Source organism: Prosthecobacter gellanilyticus (assembly GCF_007992435.1).
In the GTDB taxonomy this organism is placed as follows: Bacteria; Verrucomicrobiota; Verrucomicrobiia; order Verrucomicrobiales; family Verrucomicrobiaceae; genus Prosthecobacter; species Prosthecobacter gellanilyticus.
Window position 1 is genome coordinate 1 of record NZ_BKAG01000063.1, and the last position, 26,818, is coordinate 26,818.

The following is a 26,818-nucleotide window of genomic DNA, read 5'->3' on the forward strand; positions in this document are numbered from 1 at the left end:
GGACGCTGCCGCGACTTCAGCGCTCCATGACAATTCCTGCCAGATGTGATGCTGTCAGCCGTTCAGAGACTCCACCATGACCGCGTTCCGCCTTCTCCTCCTCTTCGCCTTCACGGCCCTCACTCTCTCCGCCGCGGACAAGCCGAACATCATCTTCATCTTGTGTGATGACCTCGCCCAGGGAGACCTCGGCTGCTACGGGCAGAAGCTCATCCAGACACCGAACCTGGACCGCATGGCAGCAGAGGGGACCAAGTTCCCGCAGCTCTACTCCGGCACCAGCGTGTGCGCACCTTCGCGCTCTTCCTTGATGACCGGCCTGCACATGGGCCACTGCCCCATCCGCGCGAACCGCGAGATCCAGCCCGAAGGCCAGAAACCTCTGCCTGAAGAAGCCACCACCGTCGCACAAATGCTGAAGACCGCCGGTTACGCCACCGCCTGCACCGGCAAGTGGGGCATGGGCATGTTTGACACCACCGGCAGCCCTTTGAAGAAAGGCTTTGATCACTTTTTTGGTTATAACTGCCAGCGCCACGCCCACAGCTACTTCCCCAAATACCTGTGGAATGATGACCAGCATGTGGAGCTGGACGGCAAGACCTACTCCATGGATCTCATCAGCCAGAATGCGCTCGATTGGGTGCGCAAAAACTCCGGCAGCCCCTTCTTCCTCTACTACGCCATCACCCTGCCTCATGGCGATTTCAAGATCGATCACCTTGGCCAATACGAGACCAAACCCTGGACCCAACTGCAGAAGACTTATGCCGCCATGGTCACCCGGCTCGACAGCGATGTCGGCAAGCTCTTCGATCTGCTGAAGGACCTGAAGGTCGATGACAACACCCTCGTCATCTTCTCCGGCGACAACGGCGCCTCCTTCGCGCCTGCCTCAGAAGTCGGCAAACTCTTCGACCAATCCATGGGCGGCAAGCTGCGCGGTTACAAGCGCAGCCTCTATGAAGGCGGCCTGCGCCAGGCAGGCATCGCCCGCTGGCCTGGCAAGGTGCCCGCAGGCCGCGTGAGCGAGGAACCCTGGGCCTTCTGGGACTTCCTCCCCACCGCCGCCCAGCTCGCCGGCGTGGAGCTCAAGTCCGTGCAAGACGGATGCTCCGTGGTCAACCTCCTCAAAGGTGGCGAGGCCCCCAAGCGTGAAGCCTTCTACTGGGAGCTGCATGAGGGAGCCTCCCTTCAGGCCGTGCGCTTCGGCAATTGGAAAGCCGTCCGCAACGGCCCCTCGAAGCCTATCGAACTGTATGACCTCGCCACCGACCTCAGCGAGTCCAAGGACCTTGCGAAAGACAAGCCCGACCTCGTCGCCCAAGCCCAATCCCTCATGACCTCCATGCGCACCGACTCCCCCGACTGGCCCCTCGTCGACAAACGCGAAGGCAAAAAGAAAAAGGCCGGGAAGAAGTAGCCGCTGCGGCCGGTGGAGCGCGGATGTCCTCATTCGCAGGCCTAACAAAAAAACTGTAAAATGATGACGTCCGTCCTGTCCGCAAGAATGGCAGGAGTCCGCTTCTGTGCTTCCACGGATCGAAGGCCAACGGCCTTCCGTATCATAGCGAAGGGTTGGCGAGCTTTAGCGAGCCTACCCTGGATCCAAGAAGGTCCCCGCCCCTCCATGCCGGACCCCAACGGGGTCCCGTATCTTTTCACTGAATTTATGCCTCTCCCAAGGTCCCGCTCATCCATGACACGTGGGCTCCGCTTTCCATCAACGACTTCATCGTTCGCCAGGGTTGTCCGGCTCATGCCAGCTTGAGACTTGGTGGAGTCGGATGTCTGCGCAGTCGATCCTCAATGTCTGAGCGCAAACGGGTGAGGAAAGGCGGCATTTCATCCAGGGGAAAGCCTCGGTCAGCGAGATCATCGTAAAGGTAGTAGTCTCCTGCCAATGCCGCCATGTCATGGAGGGTGCCTGCAGCGTGACTCCCCTCTAACCTGCTCATCTCCGGCTCGATGACATCGCGGCACATTCTCTCGAAGCTTGGGAGGAGCGATGAACCGGAATGGACGACTGAGCTGGCGTGATGGTGAAGAAGGATCTGCACCGCCTCATCACGCGTCGGCAGCCGCCATCCCATCTTCGGAAGAGCACGCGTAAACAATCTCCAGGCCTCGTCCGATTCGATCACCGTATCCCACGCGATCTCATGGAGCTCTGACGCATCAAGGCCCGCCTCAATGAGTTCAATGGCACTCTGCCGGATCGTCGAGGCTGGGATGGGCTGAATCACTGCCTGCGACAAAAAGATAGGTAGCTCCATTTCAGGAATCATAGCGGCACATTAGGCTTGGGGGCACGTGAACATTGTCAGCAGGAGGTAAAGAAAGCCAGCCCTTCCATGCCCAGCGTTCGTCTTCTCAACCCTCCAGTCCAAAGTAAGTTTTTCCATCGGCTGTCACCGTCGCTGTCAGGGCATGGCCGCCAAGAATCTCAGTTAACGAGTCAAGCCACGACATCCTCACCCCGAGACCGGCCTCTACATGGATGTTCCCTGGCACCAGCTCTTCAGACATCCGGGCCTCGGTGTAAGGTTCTTCCCCGGCATCAACGCTGAAGTTCGGGAAGTAATCCCGCACCGCCAGCATCTTCAGTTCGGCCAGACGCGGCACCAGCGCCTGAAACGCCTGCCTCTGGCCCTCGGTCGGCTGCGGCTCCGCATCGCTAGGGGGCTCGACCGTGACCTCAAACTCTTCACCTGACGGGGACACATACCGTCCCTCCCACCAGTCATAGTTTGAATCCCATTTCAGATCTCCAAACACAGGGTCACAAATCGGCGGCAGCTCCACACGCTTGGGCGGCTCACCAAGTCCGAAGAGGCGTTTGAGGAAATTCATGATGGTGGAGTAAAACGCTCTTTCCGGGGAACGATTCAAGTTCAGCGCCCCGGCGTTGCTGGTTTGGCTGCACCACCTTGTCCTGTCTTGGGTTTAGGCCTAGCAGCCACGAACCTGTAGTCAGGCTTGAATGAAGTCGCAAAGACCTCATCGAACAGCTTCTGAAATCGTTCATCATGCCGCTCTCCGCCCGTTGTCATGATCTCCTTGAGGCCGTCATGAGAGATCAAATAAGTGGTGATGGACCACGAACCACCCCCGAAACTCCAGAAACAGTGCATCAGTCTGCCTCCTGTTTTGATGGTTTCCGTAGCCATCACGCCATGGCCGAGAGTCCCAATCCTGGTGAACTTCCCGTCCTTCCGCGCGAGATAGATCGTTGCTGCGTTCCCGCCTGTCCCTGAGGTGGCTGCGTTGGCAAACATCTGATCTGCCAACCTATCGCCGTCCAGATCAATGGCGCAGGTCGAATAACCTCCACCTTCGACATCAAACTCCCATCCGCAGATAGACAGGTAATCGTCGACTGGATTCGTCACCACAGCCACCTCGTGGCGGATGTCGTCCGCTGAAGCGACCCAAGCGAAGGCCATCGAAGCCAGGGCGAAGTATAGATAGTATTTCATTGTTAGGCCGAGTGACCAAAGCTCAATCATTCCAATCGCTGCCCTCCACTCATGTTCGATGGGTGCCGCCTCAGGCTGCGGCAGCCGTTGGATCTCAAGTGTTCCGCCGCTCACTTCGTCTCGGGCTGGTCGTCCGCATAGGGCTTCGCCCAGTCCGGCGTGGCCGCATGCGGCCCGCTCCCCTTGGTCTCATTCAGCAGCTCACCTGTCTTCAGCAGAAATCGCTGGATGTAAGACGGGCCGTGGCGTCCGCGAGTCTTCAAAATGACCGTCGTGTCCCCGTCGGCAAAGCCCCAGTCCTCAATGAACAAATCCGTTTTGACATCCTTCCACTGTTCCGGGGAGATCATCACCCGCAGCATGTTGTTCACCGGCTCGCCATGATCATTGCGGCGGGTGTAGCGGCTCCAGCCCACCAGGCCGGAGTCTGACCGGAGGACATGCAGGCACTTGCCGTTCTTGGTCCACATCTCCGTGTGCCCGTCTTTAAACTTCACGCGCACATTCCCGATCACCTCGCCCCAGTCACGCCGCTCCGCCGGCACCTCCACGATCTCCGCAGACACAGGCATGTCCGCCGCAGCGCAGGCGACCACCCCGAGAATCATCATCACACCAGCGGCAAGCACACATTTCATGGCACAGGATATCATGGGTTAAAGGTAGACGGGCAGCAGCCGGAAACCCCTCTCCGAAGCTTCCATCAGCACCGCATCCTAATCGACATGGGCCCAAACTTACAGTTCAAGATCTGGAAAAACGATCTCGCCGTCTTCTGCGCTCACGTTGAAAAATCCAACTCCATGAGCCTTGGTGGACTCCTTCATTTTCTTGAAGGCCGGTTCAGCGAGTGACCAGGCAAAGGCACAATAGACGACATTCTGGCCCATGCTGTAACTGGTGACATGCGGATCATCAATCATGTCATCACTGGCCGCACAGGGACCGTTCATGGCGGGAAACTCCTTCATGAAGTGCATCAACCAGTCCTTCAGTGGCGATAACACATTCTCGGGATCATCGTATGAGTGTGCTTCTTCCCACTCCGATTGAGTGTTATACCACTTCATGAATTCCGTCCTGCTTCGTGGAGCGGCAGTCGGATTAAACGCCATCAGGTCATAGCTCATATTGGAGATGTGATTGCCCATGGATAGCTGGACGAGTGGATGAGAAACAATTCTGTCGATGAGGTCAATAACAGACATCGGTCCACCATTCACCGTCCCCGGCTCCTGTGCCCCTTTCCGCGTCTTCCGTGTGTTCCGTAGGCCCTCCCGTTTTCTCCACCTCCAGCGTCCCCAGAACGCCTGAAGGCTTCACTCCAACTCCAGTCATCGCACCTCATAGGAGCCACGTCCACGCATGTTGGAGTCCAGGCTTTAGCCGATCTGAACATCCCAGCCCCCTCCATCCCTCCCTCACTCCGCGTTTCAGCGTCTTCTCCAACGACACCCTGCCTCGCTCAATCTCATGATGTCTGGGAGGCCACATCGGCATCACGTTGCCACACCAGAAACTTCTGACAGCTCGTCGAGCCCATGGCGTCGATGAACTGCGCATGATCAAAGCCGGGCAGTGTCTGCAGCAGCTCGAGAAGTTGGGCATCACCTGTTGCTCCCTGTGGAATCACGCAGCCGCTCGTGCCCTCACCCACAAGAATCCAAAACACATCGGTGGCGAAAGGCCCATCGTCGTTCGTCTCCACCATGACCGCACGAAGCTCATCCAATCTCACCGATTCAAGGATGCCATCGGGGCTCTGGTGGGTGATGAGACCGTCACTGAGGGTCACGACATGGGCGCGTTCAGCCAGCGGTGCCTTGGATTCACCCGCGCTCGTGCGCTTCTTTCCGTGTTCTTGTATCTGTCTCAACTGCCTCTCGCGTTCCGGCTCGCCCAACCGGTCAAACCACCAGTGCAAAAAGCCCAAGAACAAAGCCAGGCAGAGATAAAGCACCAGACCGAAACCCGGGAAGGGATGCTTGTCCTGAGCGCTCAGCACCATGCTGCCCCCGAGAGCCAGCGGTATCGGGCAGAAGACCGGGAAATCCAGCGTGGGCGCTCCACCGCCGTTGTAGACATCGTGAGCGATGTCCCAGACCACATAGCCCTTGAAGACGGCCCAAAGGACCCCAAAGGCCAGAAGGATCATTCCTAGAGTCATCATGGTCGAAGAAAGTCGGCGGTGTTCTATCGATAGTTAGGCCTTTGCGGTTGTGGCACGACTATGGTCCGGGTCGTCGGACCGGCGACGCGGAAACAGTGCCGTCCGACTCGATTAACAAATCATAGGTCCCAGAACCACCTCCATCACCCACCCCCAGGCTCAAGTGAATAGCCTTTGCGTCTGCCGAGATGGCGACCAGTGTTTCCGCGTAACCTTTCTGGATGGTAGCTGGCAGCATGTGGGGCAGAAAGACGTGATTCAGGTGTTCCGCAGGGACAGAGATCTTGGCATCGCCAAACCAAATGTTGAGTGCGGACAATTGAGGTAACCCGTCTTTCGGGAGCGTCTGGTCTGTCCCAATGACCCTCTTCCCGTCAACCGTGGCTGAGCGCCAGTCTTGCTTCCCTTGAGTGCCTGCATTCCGAAGCTCCGTGGTCTTGTGAGCCGCTCTCACAAAAGGGCGGGTTGAAGCCGTGATCTTGATCTTCGTGGTGCCAGCGGCTCCCTCAAAGATGACCGTGTCCACCGCGTAGTCGAATGCCACGGAGCAGATGGGCGCCAGCATCACTCCAGTGACACCTAATAAGAGGGATCGAATGCTCATCGCGTGCTGAGAATGGTCGAACGTATGAAACCCGTCTCAGCTTGTCAATCCATTGCACCACGGCCCGCTTGCCTGACGCTAAAGCTTCGTGGTTCCCTGAGCCAGACTATTCTCCATCCCTCCATTTTCATTCTCTCCATCTCCCCAAACCACGGCGGCCTCATCCCGCGTGCGGATCGCCACACCGTCCCAAATCATAAATCATAAATCGTAAATCATAAATGCCCTCCGAGACCACCGCAGACTGCCCACCGCCTACCGCTCCACACCACCAAGCCATTGACTTGCCCCCGTCTCTCCCTCATTTCACCGCATCATGGAACTCACCACTGAATCTCTGATCCACACCGCCCTGGCCGAGGACATCGGGCCGGGGGACGTGACGGCCACTTACTTCGTGCCAGAGGGCATGACCTCGCGCGCCGTCATCGTCGCGCGCGAGCCGGGCATCGTCTCGGGCATGGAGATCGCCCAGCGCGTGTTCACGGAGGTGGATGAGCGCGTGAAGACCCAGGCCCTGAAGCGCGATGGCGAAAGCTTCGTCAAAGGCGATGTCATCCTGGAAATCAGCGGCCCCACACGAGGCATCCTCACGGGCGAGCGCACCGCGTTGAACTTCCTTCAGCGCCTCTGTGCCATCGCCACCCAGACACGCCGTTATGTCGAGGCCGTGAAGCCGCACCCCGTGCAGATCTGGGACACGCGCAAGACCACCCCCGGCTGGCGCCTTTTGGAGAAAGCCGCCGTTAAAGCCGGTGGCGGCACCAACCATCGCATGGGTCTCTACGACCACGTCATGGTGAAGGACAACCACATCGCCGCGAACGGTTCTAACGAAGAGCTGCAGAAGGCCATCGACCGCGTGCGCTCGGAGCGCCCCGGCACGCGCATCCAGCTCGAGTGCGATACCCTGGACCAGATGGCCCGCTTCCTCACGCTGAATGGCGTGGAGATGCTGCTCATGGACAACATGGGCTGCGAGAAACTGCGCGAAGCCGTGAAGATGAATGCCGGCAAACTCTGGCTCGAGGCCAGCGGCGGCATCACCCTCGACACCATCAATGATGTCGCCGCCACCGGCGTGAATGCCATCTCCGTCGGTGCCCTCACCCACACCGTGCGCGCCCTCGACCTTGGGCTCGATTTCGTCGGCTGAGGTTCAACGCACTCTACTCCACCGCGTCCAAAGCCGCCACGCTGCCGTTGCCACTCCTGAAAGCCTGCCTACCCTCACTTCCTATGAACAAGACCGTGTTTGGATGTCTCATCGCCGCACTGGTGATCGCTTTGCTCTTCAGTGTCGGGTTTAACCTGATGCTCTCCGTGGCCCTCGTCGGCGAAGGCGTGGCCATGGCGCAGAAGCAGGAGCCCCTGGTGGAAAAAATCCTCGAAGAGGCCAAGGGCACGACCACGGCGAAGATCGTGCGCATCGACCTCGAAGGCGTCATCAGCTCCATGGGAGACCAGGGCCTCTTCGCCGCCGCATTGCCGAGCCTGGAAACCCTGAAGCGCTCCCTGGCCCAGGCTGCCGATGATGCGGAAGTGAAAGCCATTGTCCTGCGCGTGAACTCACCCGGTGGCGAGGTCACCGCCTCAGACATCCTTTACAATGCCGTGAAGAAGGCCGCCGCGAAAAAGCCCGTGGTCGTCTACATGGACTCCATCGCGGCCAGCGGCGGCTACTACGTCGCCTGTGGTGCCACCAAGGTCATCGCCAGCGAGACCACGCTCACCGCCAGCATCGGTGTCATCATGGAGAGCTTCAGTTATCATGATTTGTTCGGCAAGGTCGGGCTTGGCACGCAGACCTTCACCAGCGGCGCTTTTAAGGACACCCTCAGCGGCGCACGCCCCATGCGCGAGGATGAAAAAGCCTACGTGCAGGGCTTGGTGAACGAAATGTATGACCGCTTCCTCGGCATCGTCTCCGAGGCACGCGGCGTGCCGAAGGATGTGCTGAAAAACGGCGTGGCGGATGGCCGTGTCGTCACCGGTCGTCAGGCGCTCACGGCCAAGCTTGTGGACCAGATCGGCTACATTGAAGATGCCTATGCGCTGGCCCGTGAACTCGGCAAGACCTCTGATTCCGCAGCCATCGTGAAGTATGAGATGTCCCCATCTCTCTTGAGTGCGCTCGGCCTTTCCGCCCGCAAGGCCGCGCCTCCCGCAAAGATCGAGCTCGACCTCACCGGCGGCGTGCTGCCAAAGCTGCAGCCCGGCATGCTTTACTACCTGCCCTCCGCCTGGCGCCAGTGACTGATCTCCGCTCCCTTTCTTTCTGACTCATGGATGCTGCAACCCTTGGAATCCTGCGTGACACGAGCGTCATCGTCCTGCTATCTTTGTTGTTAGGTGTGGCAGTCTATCAGGGCATGCGCACCGCCTTTCCGGAGTCGCGCGTGTCCATCGGTCGTGTGGATCCCAGCGCCTTCTCCTTGGTGGATGTGCTCATGGTCGCCGGCATCGCCCTGCTCGTGCTCTTCGGGCTGAATGAATCCCTCGGCAACGTGGCCCAGGAAGCCACGAAGAAGGAGGAAGCGGCGGAGCTCACCGCAGGCGGCGCCTTCACGGGCATCGTGGTGCAGCTTCTCATCTGCACAGGATTGCTCGTGTATCTCAGCACTCTGCGCGGTGTGAACCCCGCGGAACTCTTTGGCCTGCGCCGCGTCAGGCTGCCACGCGCCGCGCTCACCGGTCTGCTGGCCATCATCCCCACCTGGGTCATCGTCACCGCCTGCATGGTCCTCATGAATGGCTGGATGAAAGGCTTCTGGCCTGATCTCCAGGGCCAGGACACTGCGGAGGCCTTCCGCCAGTCTGACGACGTCGTTGCCAAGATCATGATGGCCATCTCCGCCGCCATCGTGGCACCGCTGGTGGAGGAGACCATCTTCCGCGGCTTCATCTACGGCACGCTGAAAAAGCACACCGACGGCATCTTCGCCGCGCTCGCCTCCTCGCTGCTCTTCGCCGTGGTGCACATGCATGTCGGCACCCTCTTTCCGCTGGCTGTCCTCGCGCTCGCCTTCTGCGCCGCCTATGAATACACCGGCAGTCTCCTCGTGCCCATGGTCATGCACGGCATCTTCAATGCCACCAGCCTTGTGCTCATGATCCTCTTCCCCGACATGCCTTCATGAAGACGCTGGCCCAGGTGGGGGAGGACGAGCTCGTCCGGCTGATCACCGCCGGACTCAAGACCGATGCCGGCGTGCTGCTCGGCCCTGGCGATGACTGCGCCGTCGTGCGCGGCCCAACCAAAAGTGAGTCCTTGGTGCTGAAGACAGACACCATTGTCGAGGGCGTGCACTTCACCCCGGACACCGCACCGCATCTCATCGGCCGCAAGGCCATCGCCCGCGTGCTGAGTGACTTCGCCGCCATGGCCGCCATCCCGCGTCATGCGCTCGTCACCCTCATCGCGCCGCCTGCCACTCCCGTGAAGCGCATCCTCGGCCTCTATCAGGGCATGAGCCGCCTCGCGGACGAGTTCGCCGTGCGCATCGTCGGCGGTGAAACCTCCAGCGGCCAGCAGCTCATCCTCACCGTCAGCATGTCCGGCACCGTGCCCAACAAGCAGTGGGTCACACGCAGCCAGGCCAGGGCAGGGGATTTGCTTTTCGTCACCGGCAGGCTCGGCGGCTCCATCCGTGGCAAGCACCTCAAATTCCACCCGCTCGTCAAAGAAGCCCAGTGCCTCGTGAAGCACCTAAAACTCACCGCCATGATGGATCTGAGTGATGGTCTCGCGAAAGACCTCCCGCGCCTCGCCGCGCGTAGTGGCGTGGGTTATGAGCTCGTCGCCGAAGACATCCCCGTGAACCGCGGCTGCACCGTGCAGCAGGCCTTGAATGATGGCGAGGACTACGAGCTCCTCTTCACCGCCTCTCCGCGCACCACCGCGGCGCAGCTCCAGAAGTGCATGCAGGCCTATCCAAATTTGCAATTGAAATGCATCGGCAAACTCCTGCCTTTGAAAAAGCAGCGCCAGAGCCTCCTCGGCGGCTGGGACCACTTCAAGAAATAAGAGCAAGCAGAGCCTAAGCATGAGCACGAGCGCCACCCTCAACACACCCGATGCCACCCTCGCCTGGGGCCGCGATCTCGCCGCCTCGTTAAATGCTGGAGACGTTGTGGCCCTGTGCGGAAACCTCGGCGCCGGCAAGACCCAGGCCACCAAGGGCATTGTCGAAGGCCTCGGCTCCAGCGCCGCCGTCACCAGCCCCACCTTCACCCTCGTGCACGAGTATGCAGACGGCCGCCTGCCCATCTTCCATTTTGATTTCTACCGCATGGAGCGCGCCGAGGAAGTCCTCACCGTCGGCTGGGACGACATCCTCGATGAGCCCGGCGTCGTCATCATCGAGTGGGCCGACCTCTTCCCCGACCTCCTCCCTCTTCACACCCGCTGGTTCCACCTCACCGCGCAGGAGGATGGTTCTCGGGCCGTGGAGGAACGTTTGTTAGGCTAGGGCCCGGTTGGGCTCTGCTGCGTCGGAGCCGCGCTGAAGCCTCGTTTTCTCCCGCCTCCATCAATGCTCGTCCTTCGCCTTCGCTGCTGACTTGCCCTTGCTCGGCTTCAGGCTGCTCAGATAAGCCACCACATCACGCACCTCACGCGGGGTGAGGATGCCGAGCATCGGCGGCATCATGGACACAGGCGGTGTCTGCATGGTCACCTGCGTGCGCTGCACCTTCTTCTCGGTGCCATCAGCAAGGCGGACGGTGATGGTGGCCTTGTCTTCCTTGGCGAGGGCTCCGGCAATGTTGCTGCCGTCCTTCAGCGTGATGGAGACGAGGCCGTAACCCGGCACAATCTTCGCCACCGGATTAACCAATGATTCGAGCAGTTCCACACGCGTGCGCTGGCCGCCGATGGTCTTCAAAAGCGGGCCGACCTGGCTGCCTTCCTTGGCCTCGACCGTGTGGCAGGCCAGGCAGTTCGCGCCGAGATGATTGGTGACGAGCTCTTTGCCGTTCACAGCATCACCACCCTCCAGCAAATCATCGCGCGGGGCCGTGGTGCGGCTCTGCTGGTAGGCGGCGAGACGTTCGGCGAGCTTCGGGAAAGTTTGGGAAGCTTCGATGACATCCAGCTTCAAACTGGCGTCCACCTTGCCGGCGGCCAGACGCTGCAGCCACGTGTCCATCAGCGTCACCGCCGGTTCGCTGGTGTCCTTGGAGAGCAGCTTCAAAGCAGCCTGCTTCTCCGTTGTGCTGCCTTGCTCGAGCACGCGCGAGGCCTCGGCCACGGCCCGATCTTTCTGAAGGGCGAAGGTCTGCGCCAGCGACTCCGTGCGCAACTCCACGGGCGATGTCTTCGCGGCGGCGAGCGTCAGAGTTTCCGCAAAGGCTGCATCACTGGAATGCTGCGCGGCCATGAGGCGCAGCGCCCCCACGCGCTGCGTAGCCTTGGCCTTGTCATCGGCGATGATGCTGCGCAGGGCAGGGGCATCCACCTTCAGCGCCAGCTTCACCATGAGCTCGATACCGGCGGCTTTCAGATCCGCGTCAGCAAGCGCGAGCAGATCACTCACACGCGGCTGCACCACGGCGGCGATGGCCGCCGCATCACGCACGGCATAACGACGATTGTGTCCATCCACACGGTCCAGCACCGGAGGTTCGGTGAAGACCAGCAGCGCGGCAAAGGCATCGGCCGCAAAGGCAGGTGTCTGATTCTTCGCCAGGGCAAACTTCAGCAGCCGCTCCGCGTTCTCGATCTTGCCGAGGCGGAGGTTCGCATTGATGGCGCGGCGCGTGGTGACATCGGTGTGCGCTTTGTCTTCATCGAGCAAGGCAGCAAGCTGCGGCATGGCTTCAGAAATTCCGTTGTCATCATGAATGGCGCGCGCAGCCTCATCCACAATGGCGCTGTCACGATCTGCCAGCGCAGGCACGATGAGCGCGGAGTGCTGGCGGGAAAGCGCGAGCACGGCGGCGATGCGCACGTTGCGTGAGGAATCGCTGATGCGCTTCGCCAGGCTCTCGGCCGTGGCAGCACCGGAGAGGCCGGTGACCACGGCATGACGCATCCAGGCATCTCCCGCCTCTTTGGCGGCCATGGTCCAGAGGGCATCTTCAGCGGCGCCCAGTTGCAGCTTGCCAGCGGCGATGGCTGCATAGAAGCGCACACGGATGTTGCTGGAGGCGATGAGCTTCGGCAATGCCAGGCGGCTTTCCTCAGCCTTGGCCGGAGCATCCCCCAGCACCTTGATGATCTGTGTCTGCACTTCTGGTTCGGCAGAAGTCAGGTGTGGCAGCAGGGCGGCCTCGCCCGTGTCACCATGACGCATGCCGATGCCGATGCCCCAGATGGCATGCAGCTTGGCCAGCAGTGGTGCCTTGCCGTCTTCCAGCGTTTCCGCGAACACCTTCCATTCTTTGCGTGAGGCCAGCTCCAGCTGCGCGCCGAGACGCACACGCTGGTCCAGGTTTGCCAGCATGATCTGCAGATCGGCAGGCTCCAGCTTCTTGAAGCCTGCGGCCAGGATCTTCTGCGTCTCCACGCGTGCAGGATCAGTGGCGGCCTTGGCATCTTCATCCACGCGCCAGATCGCACCTTTTTCATCCAGCGGATAACCACCCACCCAGTCTGCCATGTACAGTCCTCCATCCGGCCCGAAGCTGAGGCCGATACCCATGATGCCGGAGTTGATCAGGCGCGCGCGGCTCATCTCAAAGGCGCTGCCCTTCGGCGTGATCTTGAAGGCCTCCATCTTGCCGGAGGGGAACTGGTCCAAAATAAAATGCCCGCGCAGATGAGATCCCAGCGCCGTGCCCGGCTCATGCACAAAGCCCGCAGGACCATTCGAATAGTTCGCCAGCGGCGGCGTAACAAAAAGTGGGTAACTCGCCGGCGGAGTCGCCACAGCGCCTTCCACCGTCTTCGCCTTCGGATCAGCCTCCACCACCGTCCCAGGTGTCTGCCAGATGCTCTCACGCATCCAGCGGCTCTCCGCCTTCATGTATTGGTGTGAGCAGCGCCAGCCGGAATCACTGAGCTCGGTGATGTAGACGAAGCGTTCTTTTTCTCCCGGCATGTCCGCGTCGTTGTCCACGCCGAACATGTTCCCGAAATCATCAAAGGCCACTTCCTGCACATTGCGCAGACCATGGGCGAAGACCTCAAACCCGCTGCCATCCGGCTCCACGCGCATCACCGCGCCTTCATGCGGATACAGCCACTGCTTGCCCTCCTTGCTCATCACGTTCACACCCTTGTCACCGATGCTCCAGTAGATGCGGCCATCCAGGCCCAGACGCGGGCCATGCATGTCATGTCCTGCATACGCGATGTGCATGCCAAAACCATGCGCCACCACCTCACGCACATCCGCCACGCCATCATCATCAGTATCTTTGAGCCTCCAAAGATCCGGCGCGATGGTGCAGTACACCCAGCCATCGTGATACAGGATGCCCGCGGCGATGCCCGTGACCTCGGTGTTAAAACCTTCCGCAAAGGTGGTCATCTTGTCAGCGGTGCCATCACCATCCGTGTCACGCAGCTGGAAGATCTTCTCACTATGCACGGTGAGGTCTTTCCAGTCGATGGAGCCGTCCTTGTTATGATCCTTGAGGCTGCCGCGCGGCAGGCGCATCTTCCCGGGAGCCAGCTCGCGCTTCAGGAACTCACGCTTCTCCTCCACGCTGCTCAGGCCCACATCATCCGGGATCCACATGGGATGCTCGCGGATGTCCAGGTCCGCCGCCTTGCGCCGTGTGGTGGCAGCCACATACACGCGGCCCTTCTCATCCACCGTGCAGGCCACCGGGTCCGGCACGTTCAGCGCGCCTGACCAGCGGTGCAGCGTGACTTCAGCCGCCGAGGCAGCATTCGCGAGGAAGAGGCAAAGGAAAAGGTTTCTCATGGCAGGGGTGGTTTGCCCTCATAGTGGCGCAATCTGCCCGGGATTTCCAATGGGAGCGTCACAGGAAATGCGGGCCGGGGAGATGGAGAAATGGAGAATGGAAAACTGAAAATGGAGAATGGCCTGCCCGAAAGAGATCCAAGGTTCTGGCCGCACCAGCTTCAGCTTCCCGCGTTTTTTGCCATTTTCCGGATGTCGTGGCGGGACGGCCTGAGGCGGAGCTTCTCGGCGAACGTCCTTTTCCATTCCTCCATTCTCCATTTTCAGTTCCTCCATGGCTTTAGGGGCAGGTCACAAAAAAAGGCACCGGGATCACCGGTGCCTTTTCGAAATAAACTAGCCTAACCAAAGATCACTTCTTCGCCGCATCGCCTTCGGGCTTCGCAGGCTCCACAGCGGCAGGTGCCGGGGCTGGAGCGGGCGCTGGGGCAGGTTCAGCAGCAGGTGCTGGTGCCGCAGCTGGTGCCGGAGGTGGCACAGCCACGGGGGGCGTGGTCACGCTGATCGGAGGAGTGGTCACGCTCGTTGGTGCTGGTGCTGGTGCAGGAGCAGCGGAGGCGCCAGGGGCGGCCGGGCCGGGTTTCGCGGGTGGGATATCCACCTTCACGATCTCGCTGCGCTTCTTCAGCAGATTGTTCACGGTGTATTCGCTGACCTCATAGACCCAGCCTGCGAATTTCTGCTCCTTGGCCAGCTTCTCTTCCTTGGCCTTCTTGTCAGCGGCAAAGGCTTCGTCCGCCTTCTTCTTGTCCTCTTCCTTCTCATCCTTCACCGGAGCGCGCTCCTTGGCGATGTCTGCGGCCACGCTGACGCTCATGAAATACTTGTCGCTGCCGTCCTTGCCCTGCTTTGCCGTCTGCACGTCGTAGGTGAAGCCGTCAAAGGTGGTGATCTTCACCTTCATGGCGTCCTTCAGCAGCTCGGCGGCCTTGTCCTTCGTGCTCACGTCGTTGAAGCTCGGTGAGGAGAGCAGGCTGGCGGCGCTGATCTTGGCGCTGTCCAGCTTCTCGGCGCTCTGGGTGGTCACCAGCGTGAAGTCGGTGTCCGTATCCTTGTCACGCTTGATCGTCCAGGAGTCATCGGCCTTCGGCGCGGTCACGGAGATCTCCTTGATCTTCTGCACATCGATGAAGCCCTTGTCCAGCCAGTTCTCCGGCTTGGGCTCGAGGTCAAAGAAGGTGTTGTTGATCTGCCAGATCGTCTCCTCGTCTTCCGGCGTGCGGACCAGGCGCTGGCTCGCGCCTGCCATGGGGTTCTGGCTCTGCGCGGAGCCGCTGATCTCCGTGTTGCTGCCCAGGATCAGCGTGGCCAGCGCCTTTTCAGCGCCGTCCTTCAGCTCCACCTGCGTGCCCACGCCTTCCGTGCCATCGCCCGGAGCCTTGAGGTTGTGCTTGGCCCAGGCGCCCTTGCCGATCTGCACTTTGCTGGAGATCGGCTGCTCGCTGAGCTCGGTCATCACATTCCCCAGCTTCTCGATGGAAGCCGGGTAACCGCCGCGCTCGACCACCGTGGCGGTCTTGAGATCGGACGCGATGTTGATGGTCACGCTGCTCTTGGCGTCCTTGATGGTGAACGTGCGGATGGCCGCGGCGTTCAGCTCAGGCACCAGCTTCTCACGGATCTTCTTGCCGCGGGAGGCCGCTGAGTTCAGCGTGCTGTTCTGGCTGTTCTGGTAGCTCACCGCAAACACGATGAGTCCGGCGAGCAGGGCCAGGAGGATGAGGATCTTCTTCATGGTCTTGGGTCAGTAGGGAAGGGGATTCGGGTCTAACAAAGGATGCTATAGTTGATGCGGCATCAGGCGGCGGCCGTGGTGCTGCGGCGGCGCATGGCCAGCGTCAGGCCGATGATGATCACCAGCAGCGGCACGCCCAGCACGTTCAGCAGCGTGATCATGTTCTCGGTGAAATCGATGTCCTTGTTCTGGTCCTTCTTGATCTCACGCACTTCCTTCTGCAGCTGCTGGCGCTTCAGCGTCAGGTCCTGGATCTGCTTCGCCTGCGCGGGATCCACCACGAGCTGGCCGTTCTTCACTTTCAGCGGTCCGATCTTCTCGGCGATCTTGTCCATCTCCGCCTGCTTCTCCGTCAGGCTGGGGCGGAACAGCTTCTCCACGTTCTCACGCAGCTCGTCCATCTTCGTGAACGGACGGCGTGTGGAGGCACGGCTGCGGACCTGCAGGAGGTCACCACCACCGCTGAGGATTTCCACCGCGTTCAGGAACATCGGCAGGTTGCCGTCCACCGCCACCAGGCCACCGGTCATCGGGTCCTGCTGCACGGCAAAGGCATCATACATCATGTCCGCATCCGCGAAGAGCATCACCACGCCCTCGGCGTTTTGGGACTCGAGGATCGTGCCGTCCGTGGGCTTCGCAGGTTCAGCAGGCTTGGCCTCGTCTTTCTTCGCTTCATCCTTCTTCGCCTCACCGGCAGGAGCAGGAGCGGCAGGGGCAGCGCCCGCAGGAGCAGCCACAGGCTGAATGCTCAGCCCCGGAGTGGCGGCAGGAGTCGCAGGTGCGGCAGGAGTCGCAGGTGCGGCAGGTGCAGGCACAGGAGCCGCAGGTGCCGCCGGAACTGGCGTCACGACAGGTGCTGGAGCCGGAGCCGCCGCAGGCGCGGGGGCTGGCGTGGCGCTGGTCTTCGGAGCATTCGCATCATCCTGGGCACCACCACCTTCAGGCGGGCGCATGCCGGGGAATCCGCCAGGAGGCATGCCAAAGCCGGTCGGGCCGCTCGGCGGCATGCCGGAGGGCTTCTCAGGAGCTGGCGCAGGCTTGCCACCTGGGAAGGCGGTCTTGAACTTGCCCTTCAGCATCACCGCCAGCGTCTGCTTCTTGCCGGAGGAGTTGAAGTTGGAGACAGGCTCGCGCATCAGCTTCTCAGCTTCCGTGCTGTCCACCAGGTCACTGGCTTCGGAGGAGGAGGCCAGCGTGGTGGCCGTGACACCGTCCTTGGCATTCACGTCAAAGGAGCCGCTCATCATGAAGAGCAGGCTCTGCAGGTCAGAGGTGATGCGCTCGTTTTTGTTCAGAGCCTCGCTGGGCAGGCGCAGCGCCACCGCCGTCTGGCGGCCCATGAGCTGCGTGCGGTAGTTCACGTCCGCCACGATGTCCGTCTTGTTATATCCCACGCCCCAGGCCTTGAAGAGGTTTGGCAGGTCCGAGCTCGGATTGATCACGCCGCCGGGCTGGCCGGTCATCGGGTTCTGCTGCTGGCTGTACACACGCTGCGCCACCAGGCACTGCGGATCCACCAGCGCCACCACCTGGCCGCCCTTCATCAGATACTGGTCGATGGCATACTCCGCCTGCTCCGTGATGTCCGCAGGGTGCACCACCACCAGCACATTGACGTCGGAGTCGATGCTCGTCGCACCCATCTGCACTTCACGCACTTCATAGTCCATGCGCAGGCGCTGGATCAGCACCCACGGCTGCTGGCCCTGCTGCTTCTGGAAGGGGAACATGGGCGAGCCGATGATCGGCATGCTGCTCATCACACCCACCACCGTCTTCTTCTCCCGGGACACCTTCTGGATCGCACGGGCGATGTTATACTCCAGCGCCGTCTCCTCGTTCGGGTTCAGGAAAGGCAGCACTTCCTTCTGCTTGCCGCACTGGATCGCCAGGCCGAGGTAGACATTGTCACCCTCGTTGTTCACCGGCACGCCCTGCACCTCATCTTCGCGGGCCTTGTCCTCGTCTTCCGTGTTCGGGTTCGGAGCCAGCTTTTCCAGGAACACCTTTTGGTTGCCCGCCTTCTGGCTGGCCTTCTGGAATTCCAGGAGCAGGTCCTGCACCATGCGGGAGTGCGTCTTCAGCACTGGCGGCATCACACGGTCCTCCGTGGTCACATAGTAGCGGATCGTCACCGGCTCGTCCGGGTTCAGACGGTCCAGGATGTTGCGTGTGCCGTCAGACAGGGTGTAGAGCCTGTCTTGCGTCACATCAAAGCGGCCGTTCAGGAAGCCCAGGCCGCCGACGAGGAAGTTCACGGTGATGACAATGGCGATGGTCAGCAGGGCCGTGAGACCCGCAGTGCCTTCTTTGCTGTTCAGATTCATAAAATAGTTCGCAGTTGAGAGTTACAGTTCTCGGTTCTCAGTTCGCGGGTTAAAAATCAGGCACGCTTCGAGCGCAGGCCCATGTGGGTGATCACCAGACCCACCACGATCACTGACACAAAGTAGAGCACGTCACGGATGACGAAGATGCCTTTGCTCATCTCATAGAAGTGATCCATGAAGCTCAGGTAGCTCACAAAGCGCACCGTGTTTTCCAGGGAGCTCGGCAGCGTGCGCACCACGCTGTCCACGATGCCCGGGAAGCCGATCAGCGTCAGCAGGATGCACAGCGCCACGGAGACGATGAAGCACACCACCTGGCTGCGCGTGTAGGCGCTGGCCGCGCTCGTCACCGCCAGGCAGCCCAGCGCATACAGGTAGCTCGCCACATAGCCCGTGATCATCGGGCCCGGATCCGGATCACCCAGCCAGGAGACCGTGATCACGATGGAGAAGGTCAGCGCCAGGCCGATGGCCCACACCAGCGCCGCCGCGATGAACTTGCCCACGATGGCCTGCCATGGAGACAGCGGCATCGTCATCAGCAGCTCGATCGTGCCCAGACGATGCTCCTCCGACCACAGGCGCATGCCCACCGCAGGCCCCAGCACCAGGTAGATCCACGGATGCCAGAAGAAGAACGTCTGCGTCAGCGAGGCATTGTCACTGTCCAGAAAGCGGCCGAAGAAGAAGGTGAAACCCATCGTGGCCAGCAGGAAGATCACCACGATCACATACAGCACCGGGGAGTTGAAATACGAAAGGAACTCTCGTTTGAAGATTGCCAGCGTGGTGGCAACAGCATTGTTTTTCATGAGCTCGGAAGAGGAAAATTGGTTAGGGGGAATGAGGGGGCGGAGGAGTTTGTTCAGGTCTCTTATTTCTCCAGGTCAGAACGCGTGATGGAGCGGAAGACCTCGTCCAGCGAGGTCGCACCCGGCACCAGCTTGCGCAGGGAGGCCGGCGTGCCGTCGGCCACCACCTTGCCGCGGTCGATGATCATCGCGCGGGAGCAGGCGGCATCCACCTCCTCCAGAATGTGCGTGGAGAAGATGATCGCCTTGTCCTTGCCCATGTTCTTGATCAGCTGGCGCACCTCATGTTTCTGGTTCGGGTCCAGGCCGTCCGTCGGCTCGTCCAGGATCAGCACATCCGGATCATGGATGATGCTCTGCGCGAAGCACGTGCGGTGGCGGTAACCTTTGGAAAGCGTGTCCACGCTCTGATTGCGCACCCGGTGCAGGAAGCACAGGTCCAGCACACGGTCGATCGCCTTGCTCTTCGCCGCGCCGGTGATGCCGCGCACCTCCGCGCAAAAGCCCAGGAAGCTCGCCACCGTCATGTCTGAGTAGAGAGGGGCGTTTTCCGGCAGGTAGCCGATGCTCTGCTTCGCCAGCTCAGGATTTTCCAGCATGTCCACCCCGCCGATCTTGATGCTGCCGGAGGTCGGGCGGAAATAGCCGGTGACCATGCGCATGGAGGTGGATTTGCCAGCGCCGTTGGGTCCGAGGAATCCGAGCACTTCACCTTTATTGACGGTGAAGGACACGTTATCCACGGCCACTTTGGCGCCGAATTCTTTTCGGAGGTTTTGCACTTGGATCATACTGTCACTGTCATGGTTCGGGGGTTGATTTGAAGGGAGAGCGCCCTGTGACACATTGTCACGCGGAGGCGTTCAAAAACGGGCGGGCCGCTGTTATGATTGCGAGCAAAGAATTTGCAAGAGTGATTTAACCTCCTGATTCCCCCTAAAAACCCCCACCCCGCCTCATCGGGAGCACTTATGTCCCCTCCGCAGGGCATCTTGGGACGTGGAAATGGGGGAAGGGAGCATGAAAAACTGAAAAACTGAAAAGGGAGAAAGGCAGGGCCGTGCTCCCGCCACCCCCCCGTTCCATTGCCCTCCCTGTCCTTTCGGTCCTTTTTTCGGTCCTCTTGTCGGTCCAACTGGACCGCGCGCACCTCTGGTCCTTCGCCGTCTACGCGCTGGCCCGCCGAAAGACGCCGGGCGTCACCGGTCCTTTGTGTTGATGGAGTAAATATGGTTAGGCTGTCAGCCTCACCGCCATCACCTGCCAAAGATGATCTGGGTGGTGGTGGCGCCCCCGGACTGGCCGCTGAGCTGGGGCACCAGGGCGCTCGCACCGCCCATGAGAGCCGTCTCAGCAGCCTCCGTGCTGGGCGGCTGGCGCAGGATGCCCTGAAAAGGCACCGTGAAGCTCTTCGTGCCTTGCAGCACGTTGAAGCTGCCGCTGACCAGACCATTGGCGGGGTTCACCGTCAGCTTCCAGGCGCGTGGGTTCGGGTTGGGCACGCTTAAGGCGCCTGTGGCACTGATGCTCGTGCTCATGGGCAGGCCCGTGACTGTCAGCCCTTCCGGGAGTGCGTGGTAGTTCACCATCAGCGCCTGGCTTTGGGGATTCAGCGCCAGCCGCTGACTCAGAGAGATGGCCGGCACACCCGGCTTCGCCGCCTGGGGCGGTAGCCATGGATCGATCATAGCGCGAAACTGCAGCATCCCGCCCTTATGACCATACAAATAGGAAGTCAGCGGCGGCAGATACCGCCTGCCTGGCAGGTCCGGGTGCGGCTGCAGCAGCCATAGTCCCCCGAGGAAGCTGTTCGCCCAGGCCCCGAAAGGCTGGACATACAGGCGGTAACCAAAAGTAGCGTCAGGCTGCAGGCTGGCCGTCACCCGCGTGCCGTCGGCCATGGCACCCGCCAGGGTCATCACCCCCTTCGCATCCGTCCTGGCAGAGAGGTGGCCATACCCTATCATGGCAGGAGGAACTCCGAGGCTTTGGTAGGGGGGCATCAACAGCACCGTGGACATGCCCTGGTTCCCCACCGCAGGCCTCCCGGTGAAGGTCCCGACCCGCCGACCCGAGAAACCCCGCGAGCGCCGGCTGGCACTGGAATTGCCGGTGAAGTTGTCAGCGTTCACCTCAGATCTGACGCCGCCGTCCTGCCCCACATTGAACTCGATCCTGTAGCGGTTGTAGATCCGGTTGGGACCGTAGAAGTATACTTGCACATCCCCGAAACCACGAACGTTGCTGACCTGCGCAGGCAGCAAGGGCTGTGAATACAACATGGGCGGAAACTCGCCACTGAAGCGGACCGGCGTCTTTTCCAGCGCCGTGGTCAGCTTGCCGCTGTAGGTCCGGCTGTTCGCAGAGACGGTGAATTCCAGCTTCGCATCCGGGCTCCCACCGTCATTGGTTTGACTGTAGGCATAGGGATAGACCAGCGCCTCATATTGCCCGGCCAGAGTGGCCACCGTCAGGCTGCCCTGGGCGGCCAGCAGCTGGTAATTGCTGGAGGCACCTCCGGTGGCGCGGATGGGGTAAACGCCGCCCAGGCTGCTCTTCGTGGCCGTGGTGGAGATCACCGGTGCCCGCGTCACCGAACTTGCTGCCGTGTCTCCGCCCAGGAAGCCGCTGTAAACGTAAGTCAGCGGCGGATTGACGAAGCCCGTGAAATTCACCTGATCCTGCGGGATCACCCAGAGAGGCGCCTTCTGGATCACCAGTGTGGCCGTCTTCTTCACGCTGCCACTCACCACCTCCACCGTGTAGCTGCCAGCATTCGTGGGCGGTGTGTTGCTCCAGACGGTTCCGGTCTTGTAGCGGATGGTGGCTGGTGTGACAGGTGCGTTCACCACACGGACAGCGCGCGGCGTGCTGGTGTAGGTCTGCACCAGGCCCAGCAGCGTCATGGCCGTGGGCGTGGCCTTGATCTGGATGGTCCTGTCCACCGCCGGGGCAGGGAGGAAGCTCGCATTGCCGCCCTGCGTGGCGCGGATCTTCACCGTGCCCGGAGCACTGAAAATAAGCGTCTGGCTGTCCAGAGCCGTGCCGGGAGGGCCGGAGATGAGCGTTAGATTGACCGCCATGCCGGAGCTGGCTCTGGCGGCAAGAACCAGTGGGCTTTCCGCCAGCACCACACTCGCAGGCGGGCTGAATAGAATGCTCTGCGCCACTGTCACCACTGGCAGGGTGGTGGCCGCAAAGCTCACCTGCACCGGCTCCGCCGCATGCCAGGCTGCATTTCCGCTCTGCGTGGCCTCTATCACCACGGTGCCTGTCACTCCTGTTAGCGTCATGGTATTTCCACTCACCGTCGCAGGCCCCGAGACCACCCGGTAAGTCACCGGCAGAGCGGAACTGGCGCTGGCGCTCAGGGTGAAGCTGCCGCTGGACGCAGGCCGGTCCGCCAGTGCCGGGAAGTGAATGCTCTGCTGGCCCGTCTGGGCGGTGAACTGGAGGCAGACCGGCACCGCCGCCATCCAGCTTTCATCTCCAGGCAGGAATGCCAGCAGCTCCAGAGTGCCCGGTGCCGTGGCGGTGAGACTCCCCGCCTCCACCACGGCAGGACCCGAGAGCACACGGTAGGTTACCGGCAGACCGCTTTCCGTCGTCACCGGTAGAGAGAGCGGCTTGCTGGCTGCCACAAGCGCGGGCACCCCTGATGCCAGCAAGGACTGCCCCACCGCCACCGGCCAGCAGCGGCTTCTGCTGGTGGCTGGCCCGGTGGACTTGCCCAGTTGCTGCATGCCATCCCGGCCAAAGCTCCACACCGTCCCGTCCCGGCTGCGTGCATAGCTGGAATATCGCCCCTGCTGTTTGGGCAGGCTTGACCACACATTCCCCTCCCCGATCCGCAGGGGAAGCTCATGCTGGCCGCCGTCTTCCGTTCCCGCCTGCCCCTCTCCGTTGTCTCCCCAAGCCCAGAGGCTGCCGTCTGACTTCAGCGCCAGCGTGTGGTAACCTCCGCAGCTCACTGCCACCCAGTCCGTGCCGGTGCCCACCTGCACGGGAGAGGCGCGGCTGGCAGTAGTGCCATCTCCCAGGGCTCCCCAGAAATTACTCCCCCAGCACCACAGCGTGCCATCCTCCCTGAGCGCCGCTGTGTGGTTCAGGCCGGATGAAATCTGCTTCCACTTCGCCCCCACGGCGATCTGTGCCGGAGTCGACCTCGTTGTCAGCGTGCCATCCCCGAGCCGGCCAAATGCCCCCTCTCCCCATGTCCACAGGGTGCCGTCCTCCCGCAGAGCCACCGTGTGCAGGTGGCCGCAAGTCACATCCTTCCAAACACCGCCACCAGAGACCTGCGCGGGAGTGTCGCGCGCGCTAAAGGACCCGAGTCCGAGCTGCCCCCAGTCATTGGAGCCCCAGCCCCAGAGCGTGCCGTCCTGGCGGATGGCCAGGGTGTTGCTGGTGCTGGTGGACACCGACTCCCACACCGCCTCATTGCCGATCTGCACCGGCGTGCTGAAACTGGAATGCGTAGCAGGTCCCTGCGCCAGTTGGTCGTCAAAGTTGGAACCCCAGCCCCAGAGCGTGCCATCCGTGCGGACAGCCAGCGTATGAGACTGGCCACAGGCCAGGGTGGCCCAGGTGCTGCCGCTGCCGATCTGGATCCGCGTCGATACCGGGACGAGGGTGCCGTTTGCCAGCTCCCCGGAGGCATTGTCCCCCAGTCCCCAGAGCGTGCCGTCTGCCCGCAGCTCGATCGCGTGGTTCACACCTGCTACTGGCAGAGAGGTAAACTGGGTCGCTGGCCCTGGAGACTGCGTGTTCGTGTCGCCCGTCTCCCCGTTCCGGTTCCGGCCCCAGGTGAAGAGCAGGCCTCCGCGCACCATCAGGCAGTGGGCTGTGCCGCAGGCCATCATGTCCACCCCTCCCCGTTCATCTACCAGCCAGGGCACCTGTCTTTGCAGCCGCGTCCCGTCTCCCAGCTGCCCGCTGCTGTTAGCTCCCCAGCCCCAGAGCGTGCCGTTCTTTTTCACCGCCAGCGTAAAGTAGCCTCCCGCCACCACCGTCGCCCAATCTGTCCCGCCGGGGACCAGGGCCGGACTCAGGGAGTCTCCCGGGCCTGTGCCCAGCTGGTCATACGTATTGCTCCCCCAGGACAGCAAATGGCCGTCCGCATCCAGGGCCACTGTATGGTAGACCCCGCAGGTCACCCGTGCCCAGACCCGTGTGCCCGCCATCTGGGTAGGGCTGCTGGCCAGGCCGCCCAGACTGCCATTTCCCAGCTGTGCCTTGAAATTGTCACCCCAGCACCAGAGCGTTCCGTCCGTGCGGATCGCGGCCGTATGGCGCATTCCGCAGCTCACCTGGGACCAGTTGGTGGCGCTGCCGATCTGCCGCAGCCCGTGAGACGCGCTGTTTGCCCCCACCTGCCCCCGGCTGTTGTCCCCGCAGCCCCAGAGGGTGCCGTCTGCACGCAGGGCCAGGGTGTGGAGTTGACCGCAGGCCACCTGCACCCAGTCATTGGCGGTGCCGATCCGCACAGGGGTCAGGCGTGTGCTGGTGGTGCCGTCTCCTAGGGCACCGTAGATATTCCATCCCATGGCCCACAGGCTGCCATCCGTCTGGATGCCCATGGTGTGGAATTCCCCGCAGGCCACCTGACTCCACTGGGTGCCGCTTCCCACCTGCACCGGCGCATAAGTCTGCACAGTGAAGCCGTCCATGCCCCACATCCACAGCGTGCCGTCCGCGCGGATCCCTGCGGAGTGCGTGTAACCTGCCGCCACCTTCACAAACCTCTGGCTCGCCTCTCCGATGACGAAAGTGCGGAACACCGGCGGCGCCGGATCAAAGGCCCCATTGCCCGCCTGAACTGCCTTCACCGTCACTGATCCCGCCGAACCTGTGAGTGTCAGCGTGTCTCCCGTCACCGTGGCGCGCGCTGGCGTGCTCACGATGCTGAAAGCCACCGGCAACCCGCTGCTCGCAGAGGCGGAAAGCGTCACCGGACCACTCGTCGTCAACTGGTCAGGAATGGCTGTAAAAGTGATGCTCTGCGGCTCTCCCGCCCGAAGGCTGCTGCTCGGCAGCACACTGAGAACGATCACGGACAGTAAAAGAAAACGGGGGGCAAAATCAAAAAAACGCACCCCGGGATAATGCCGTGAACTAAGGAAAATGGCAAGGTTTCTCACATTTTGCTCTTCCTCCTTCCCCTCACCGCCCTCTGCAGTGCAGCGCATTTTTCTTGGCAAGAATCCTCCGCAAAGGCAGCCTCTCTTCCCACGTTCCTTTTCCCCGCCTGCCGCCATACTAACCGAGAACCGCGAACTGCGAACCGAGAACAAACTACATGAACCGCCGCCACTTCCTCCACACCACCGCCCTCTCTGCCAGCGCTCTCGTTCTCAATCAAATCCGCGCCGCCGTGCCCGGGCTGAAGATCGGCATGGACCACTTCTCTGTGCGTGCCACGGGGTGGAAGGCCGCGCAGCACATCGAGTATGCGGCCTCGCTGAAGCTGGACACCTGCTTCATCTCCGAGCTCGCCGTGTTTGAAAACTTTGAGGACGCCTACCTCCAGGGTCTCAAGGACCAGGCGGACAAAGCCGGCATCAAGCTCTACGTCGGCACCGGCGGCGTCTGCCCCACCTCGAACACCTGGAAGCCCACCTACGGCACCCCGGAGGAGACACTGGCCCTCACCATCAAGGCCGCGAAAAAGCTCGGCTCACCCGTCGCGCGTTGCTACCTGGGTAACCAAAAGGATCGCAGCACCGACGGTGGCATCCAGAAGCACATCGAGGAGACTATCAAGGTCATCAAGGCCAACCAGTCACGCGCCGAAAACGAAGGCATCAAGATCGCCATCGAAAACCATGCCGGCGATATGCAGAGCCACGAGCTGAAGGCCCTCATCGAGGCCGCAGGGAAGGGATACGTCGGCGCGAACATCGACCCCGGCAACGCCGTCTGGGCCATGGAAGAGCCGCTCGCGCATCTCGAGGTCCTCGGGCCCTACACCATCTGCTCCAGCGTGCGTGACAGCATGGCCTGGGAAGATGAAAAAGGCGCCGTCATCCAGTGGACCGCTGTTGGCGAAGGTCTCGTGGATTTCTCCAAGTATGCCAAGCGCTTCGCCGAGCTCGCCCCCGGCGTGCCGCTTCAGGTGGAGACCATCTCCGGCTTCGCCAAGCCCATGACCTGGAAGCAGGACGACTTCTGGAAACCCTTCCCCGGTTATCGCGATACCGACGCCTTCAAAACCTGGGTCGAGTTCACCCAAAAAGGCAAGCCCATCCCCAGCTTCAAAGCTCCGGAAGGTGTCGACAAAAAAGAAGCCGAGATCGCCTACCAAAAAGGCGAGCTCGCCCGCAGCACCCAGTGGCTGCGGGAGAAGGCGTGAGGCGTTCGATGCTCCCCGTTCGAGCCAACGACAAATTCAATCTGCACATTTAGTTATGTAGAAAGATTAAGGTAGAAAGATTCTGAATTTTTCTGCTCTAAATTTTTCTACATATCTGCTTGGAACGGCTGGAGAGAGAACAGTGGGCGAGGTTTATAACGTGAGACGATTGAGGCAATGAACACACGAATAGATCCAGACACCTACAAGTCATGCGAGCGCGCATTCCTTCGCGAACTCGCCAAGACAGTTTGTCTCGTCATAGAGCGAACGGCTCTGACGTCCGAGGAGAAGGCCGAGCTTGGAACTTCACTGACATACGCTGTCGCGGCCCATCTGAGCGGCAGTTCGTTTGGCGGGAGAGTCACTGGTGATGAGATCTATCCCAAGCTTGGTTTTTGGAAAGGCGAGAGCGACGATGCCCTATACTTTGGTGATGGTTCCACACTTCATGAGCAAG

The 26,818-nt window shown here is 61.3% G+C and carries 19 protein-coding genes; 7 read left to right on the top strand and 12 right to left on the bottom strand.

Going from position 1 to position 26,818, the window contains the following annotated elements; all coding sequences use genetic code 11:
* Nucleotides 1-76 precede the first annotated feature (76 nt).
* Nucleotides 77-1,423 (top strand): arylsulfatase, encoded by a 1,347-nt coding sequence (locus BGE01nite_RS25900; protein WP_146855309.1) that lies wholly within the window; start codon nucleotides 77-79, stop codon nucleotides 1,421-1,423.
* 334 nt (nucleotides 1,424-1,757) lie between these two features.
* On the opposite strand, the gene BGE01nite_RS25905 is transcribed toward BGE01nite_RS25900, so the two are convergent.
* The 6 genes from BGE01nite_RS25905 to BGE01nite_RS25930 all read right to left on the bottom strand — a co-directional run bounded on the left by BGE01nite_RS25905 (nucleotide 1,758) and on the right by BGE01nite_RS25930 (nucleotide 5,649).
* Nucleotides 1,758-2,288 (bottom strand): hypothetical protein, encoded by a 531-nt coding sequence (locus BGE01nite_RS25905; RefSeq protein ID WP_146855311.1) that lies wholly within the window; start codon nucleotides 2,286-2,288, stop codon nucleotides 1,758-1,760.
* Between the two features lie 85 nt (nucleotides 2,289-2,373).
* Nucleotides 2,374-2,853: a hypothetical protein gene (locus BGE01nite_RS25910; RefSeq protein ID WP_146855312.1), complete on the bottom strand. Its 480-nt coding sequence runs from the start codon at nucleotides 2,851-2,853 to the stop codon at nucleotides 2,374-2,376.
* 41 nt (nucleotides 2,854-2,894) lie between these two features.
* Nucleotides 2,895-3,479 carry a hypothetical protein gene (locus tag BGE01nite_RS25915; RefSeq protein ID WP_146855313.1) on the bottom strand — a complete coding sequence of 195 codons (585 nt, stop codon included), beginning with the start codon at nucleotides 3,477-3,479 and terminating at the stop codon, nucleotides 2,895-2,897.
* Nucleotides 3,480-3,589: 110 nt separating this feature from the next.
* Nucleotides 3,590-4,132, bottom strand: coding sequence for a hypothetical protein (locus BGE01nite_RS25920; protein ID WP_170267072.1), 543 nt, complete (start codon nucleotides 4,130-4,132; stop codon nucleotides 3,590-3,592).
* Between the two features lie 84 nt (nucleotides 4,133-4,216).
* Nucleotides 4,217-4,687 carry a hypothetical protein gene (locus BGE01nite_RS25925; protein ID WP_218033102.1) on the bottom strand — a complete coding sequence of 157 codons (471 nt, stop codon included), beginning with the start codon at nucleotides 4,685-4,687 and terminating at the stop codon, nucleotides 4,217-4,219.
* Between the two features lie 263 nt (nucleotides 4,688-4,950).
* Nucleotides 4,951-5,649 (bottom strand): hypothetical protein, encoded by a 699-nt coding sequence (locus BGE01nite_RS25930; protein WP_146855316.1) that lies wholly within the window; start codon nucleotides 5,647-5,649, stop codon nucleotides 4,951-4,953.
* Between the two features lie 920 nt (nucleotides 5,650-6,569).
* Between BGE01nite_RS25930 and nadC the strand changes: the two genes are divergently transcribed.
* From nadC to tsaE, 5 genes are all read left to right on the top strand, one after another.
* Complete coding sequence (gene nadC / locus BGE01nite_RS25935) at nucleotides 6,570-7,409, top strand: carboxylating nicotinate-nucleotide diphosphorylase (RefSeq protein WP_146855318.1); 840 nt, start codon at nucleotides 6,570-6,572, stop codon at nucleotides 7,407-7,409.
* Nucleotides 7,410-7,492: 83 nt separating this feature from the next.
* Nucleotides 7,493-8,509 carry a signal peptide peptidase SppA gene (sppA, locus tag BGE01nite_RS25940; protein WP_146855320.1) on the top strand — a complete coding sequence of 339 codons (1,017 nt, stop codon included), beginning with the start codon at nucleotides 7,493-7,495 and terminating at the stop codon, nucleotides 8,507-8,509.
* Between the two features lie 29 nt (nucleotides 8,510-8,538).
* Nucleotides 8,539-9,393 (top strand): CPBP family intramembrane glutamic endopeptidase, encoded by an 855-nt coding sequence (locus tag BGE01nite_RS25945; protein WP_146855322.1) that lies wholly within the window; start codon nucleotides 8,539-8,541, stop codon nucleotides 9,391-9,393.
* Nucleotides 9,390-10,280 (top strand): thiamine-phosphate kinase, encoded by an 891-nt coding sequence (locus BGE01nite_RS25950; RefSeq protein WP_146855324.1) that lies wholly within the window; start codon nucleotides 9,390-9,392, stop codon nucleotides 10,278-10,280. Before BGE01nite_RS25945 ends, BGE01nite_RS25950 begins: the two co-directional genes overlap by 4 nt.
* 19 nt (nucleotides 10,281-10,299) lie before the next feature.
* Entirely contained in the window at nucleotides 10,300-10,725 is a 426-nt protein-coding gene (gene tsaE / locus BGE01nite_RS25955) for a tRNA (adenosine(37)-N6)-threonylcarbamoyltransferase complex ATPase subunit type 1 TsaE (RefSeq protein ID WP_146855326.1), read from the top strand.
* Nucleotides 10,726-10,785: 60 nt separating this feature from the next.
* Here the strand turns inward: tsaE and BGE01nite_RS25960 are convergent, their stop codons facing one another.
* From BGE01nite_RS25960 to BGE01nite_RS25985, 6 genes are all read right to left on the bottom strand, one after another.
* Nucleotides 10,786-14,127 carry a PVC-type heme-binding CxxCH protein gene (locus BGE01nite_RS25960; RefSeq protein ID WP_146855328.1) on the bottom strand — a complete coding sequence of 1,114 codons (3,342 nt, stop codon included), beginning with the start codon at nucleotides 14,125-14,127 and terminating at the stop codon, nucleotides 10,786-10,788.
* Between the two features lie 352 nt (nucleotides 14,128-14,479).
* Nucleotides 14,480-15,862 (bottom strand): DUF4340 domain-containing protein, encoded by a 1,383-nt coding sequence (locus BGE01nite_RS25965; RefSeq protein WP_146855330.1) that lies wholly within the window; start codon nucleotides 15,860-15,862, stop codon nucleotides 14,480-14,482.
* A 62-nt stretch (nucleotides 15,863-15,924) separates the two neighbouring features.
* The gene (locus BGE01nite_RS25970; protein WP_146855332.1) at nucleotides 15,925-18,192 is read right to left on the bottom strand and encodes a GldG family protein; all 2,268 of its coding nucleotides are present in this window, start codon (nucleotides 18,190-18,192) and stop codon (nucleotides 15,925-15,927) included.
* Nucleotides 18,193-18,248: 56 nt separating this feature from the next.
* Nucleotides 18,249-19,007 (bottom strand): ABC transporter permease, encoded by a 759-nt coding sequence (locus BGE01nite_RS25975; protein ID WP_146855334.1) that lies wholly within the window; start codon nucleotides 19,005-19,007, stop codon nucleotides 18,249-18,251.
* Between the two features lie 62 nt (nucleotides 19,008-19,069).
* Complete coding sequence (locus BGE01nite_RS25980) at nucleotides 19,070-19,798, bottom strand: ABC transporter ATP-binding protein (RefSeq protein ID WP_146855335.1); 729 nt, start codon at nucleotides 19,796-19,798, stop codon at nucleotides 19,070-19,072.
* Between the two features lie 465 nt (nucleotides 19,799-20,263).
* Nucleotides 20,264-25,060: an RCC1 domain-containing protein gene (locus BGE01nite_RS25985; protein WP_170267073.1), complete on the bottom strand. Its 4,797-nt coding sequence runs from the start codon at nucleotides 25,058-25,060 to the stop codon at nucleotides 20,264-20,266.
* Nucleotides 25,061-25,305: 245 nt separating this feature from the next.
* Here BGE01nite_RS25985 and BGE01nite_RS25990 point away from each other — a divergent pair, with 245 nt between their 5' ends.
* Nucleotides 25,306-26,358 carry a sugar phosphate isomerase/epimerase family protein gene (locus tag BGE01nite_RS25990; RefSeq protein ID WP_146855339.1) on the top strand — a complete coding sequence of 351 codons (1,053 nt, stop codon included), beginning with the start codon at nucleotides 25,306-25,308 and terminating at the stop codon, nucleotides 26,356-26,358.
* Nucleotides 26,359-26,818 lie beyond the last annotated feature (460 nt).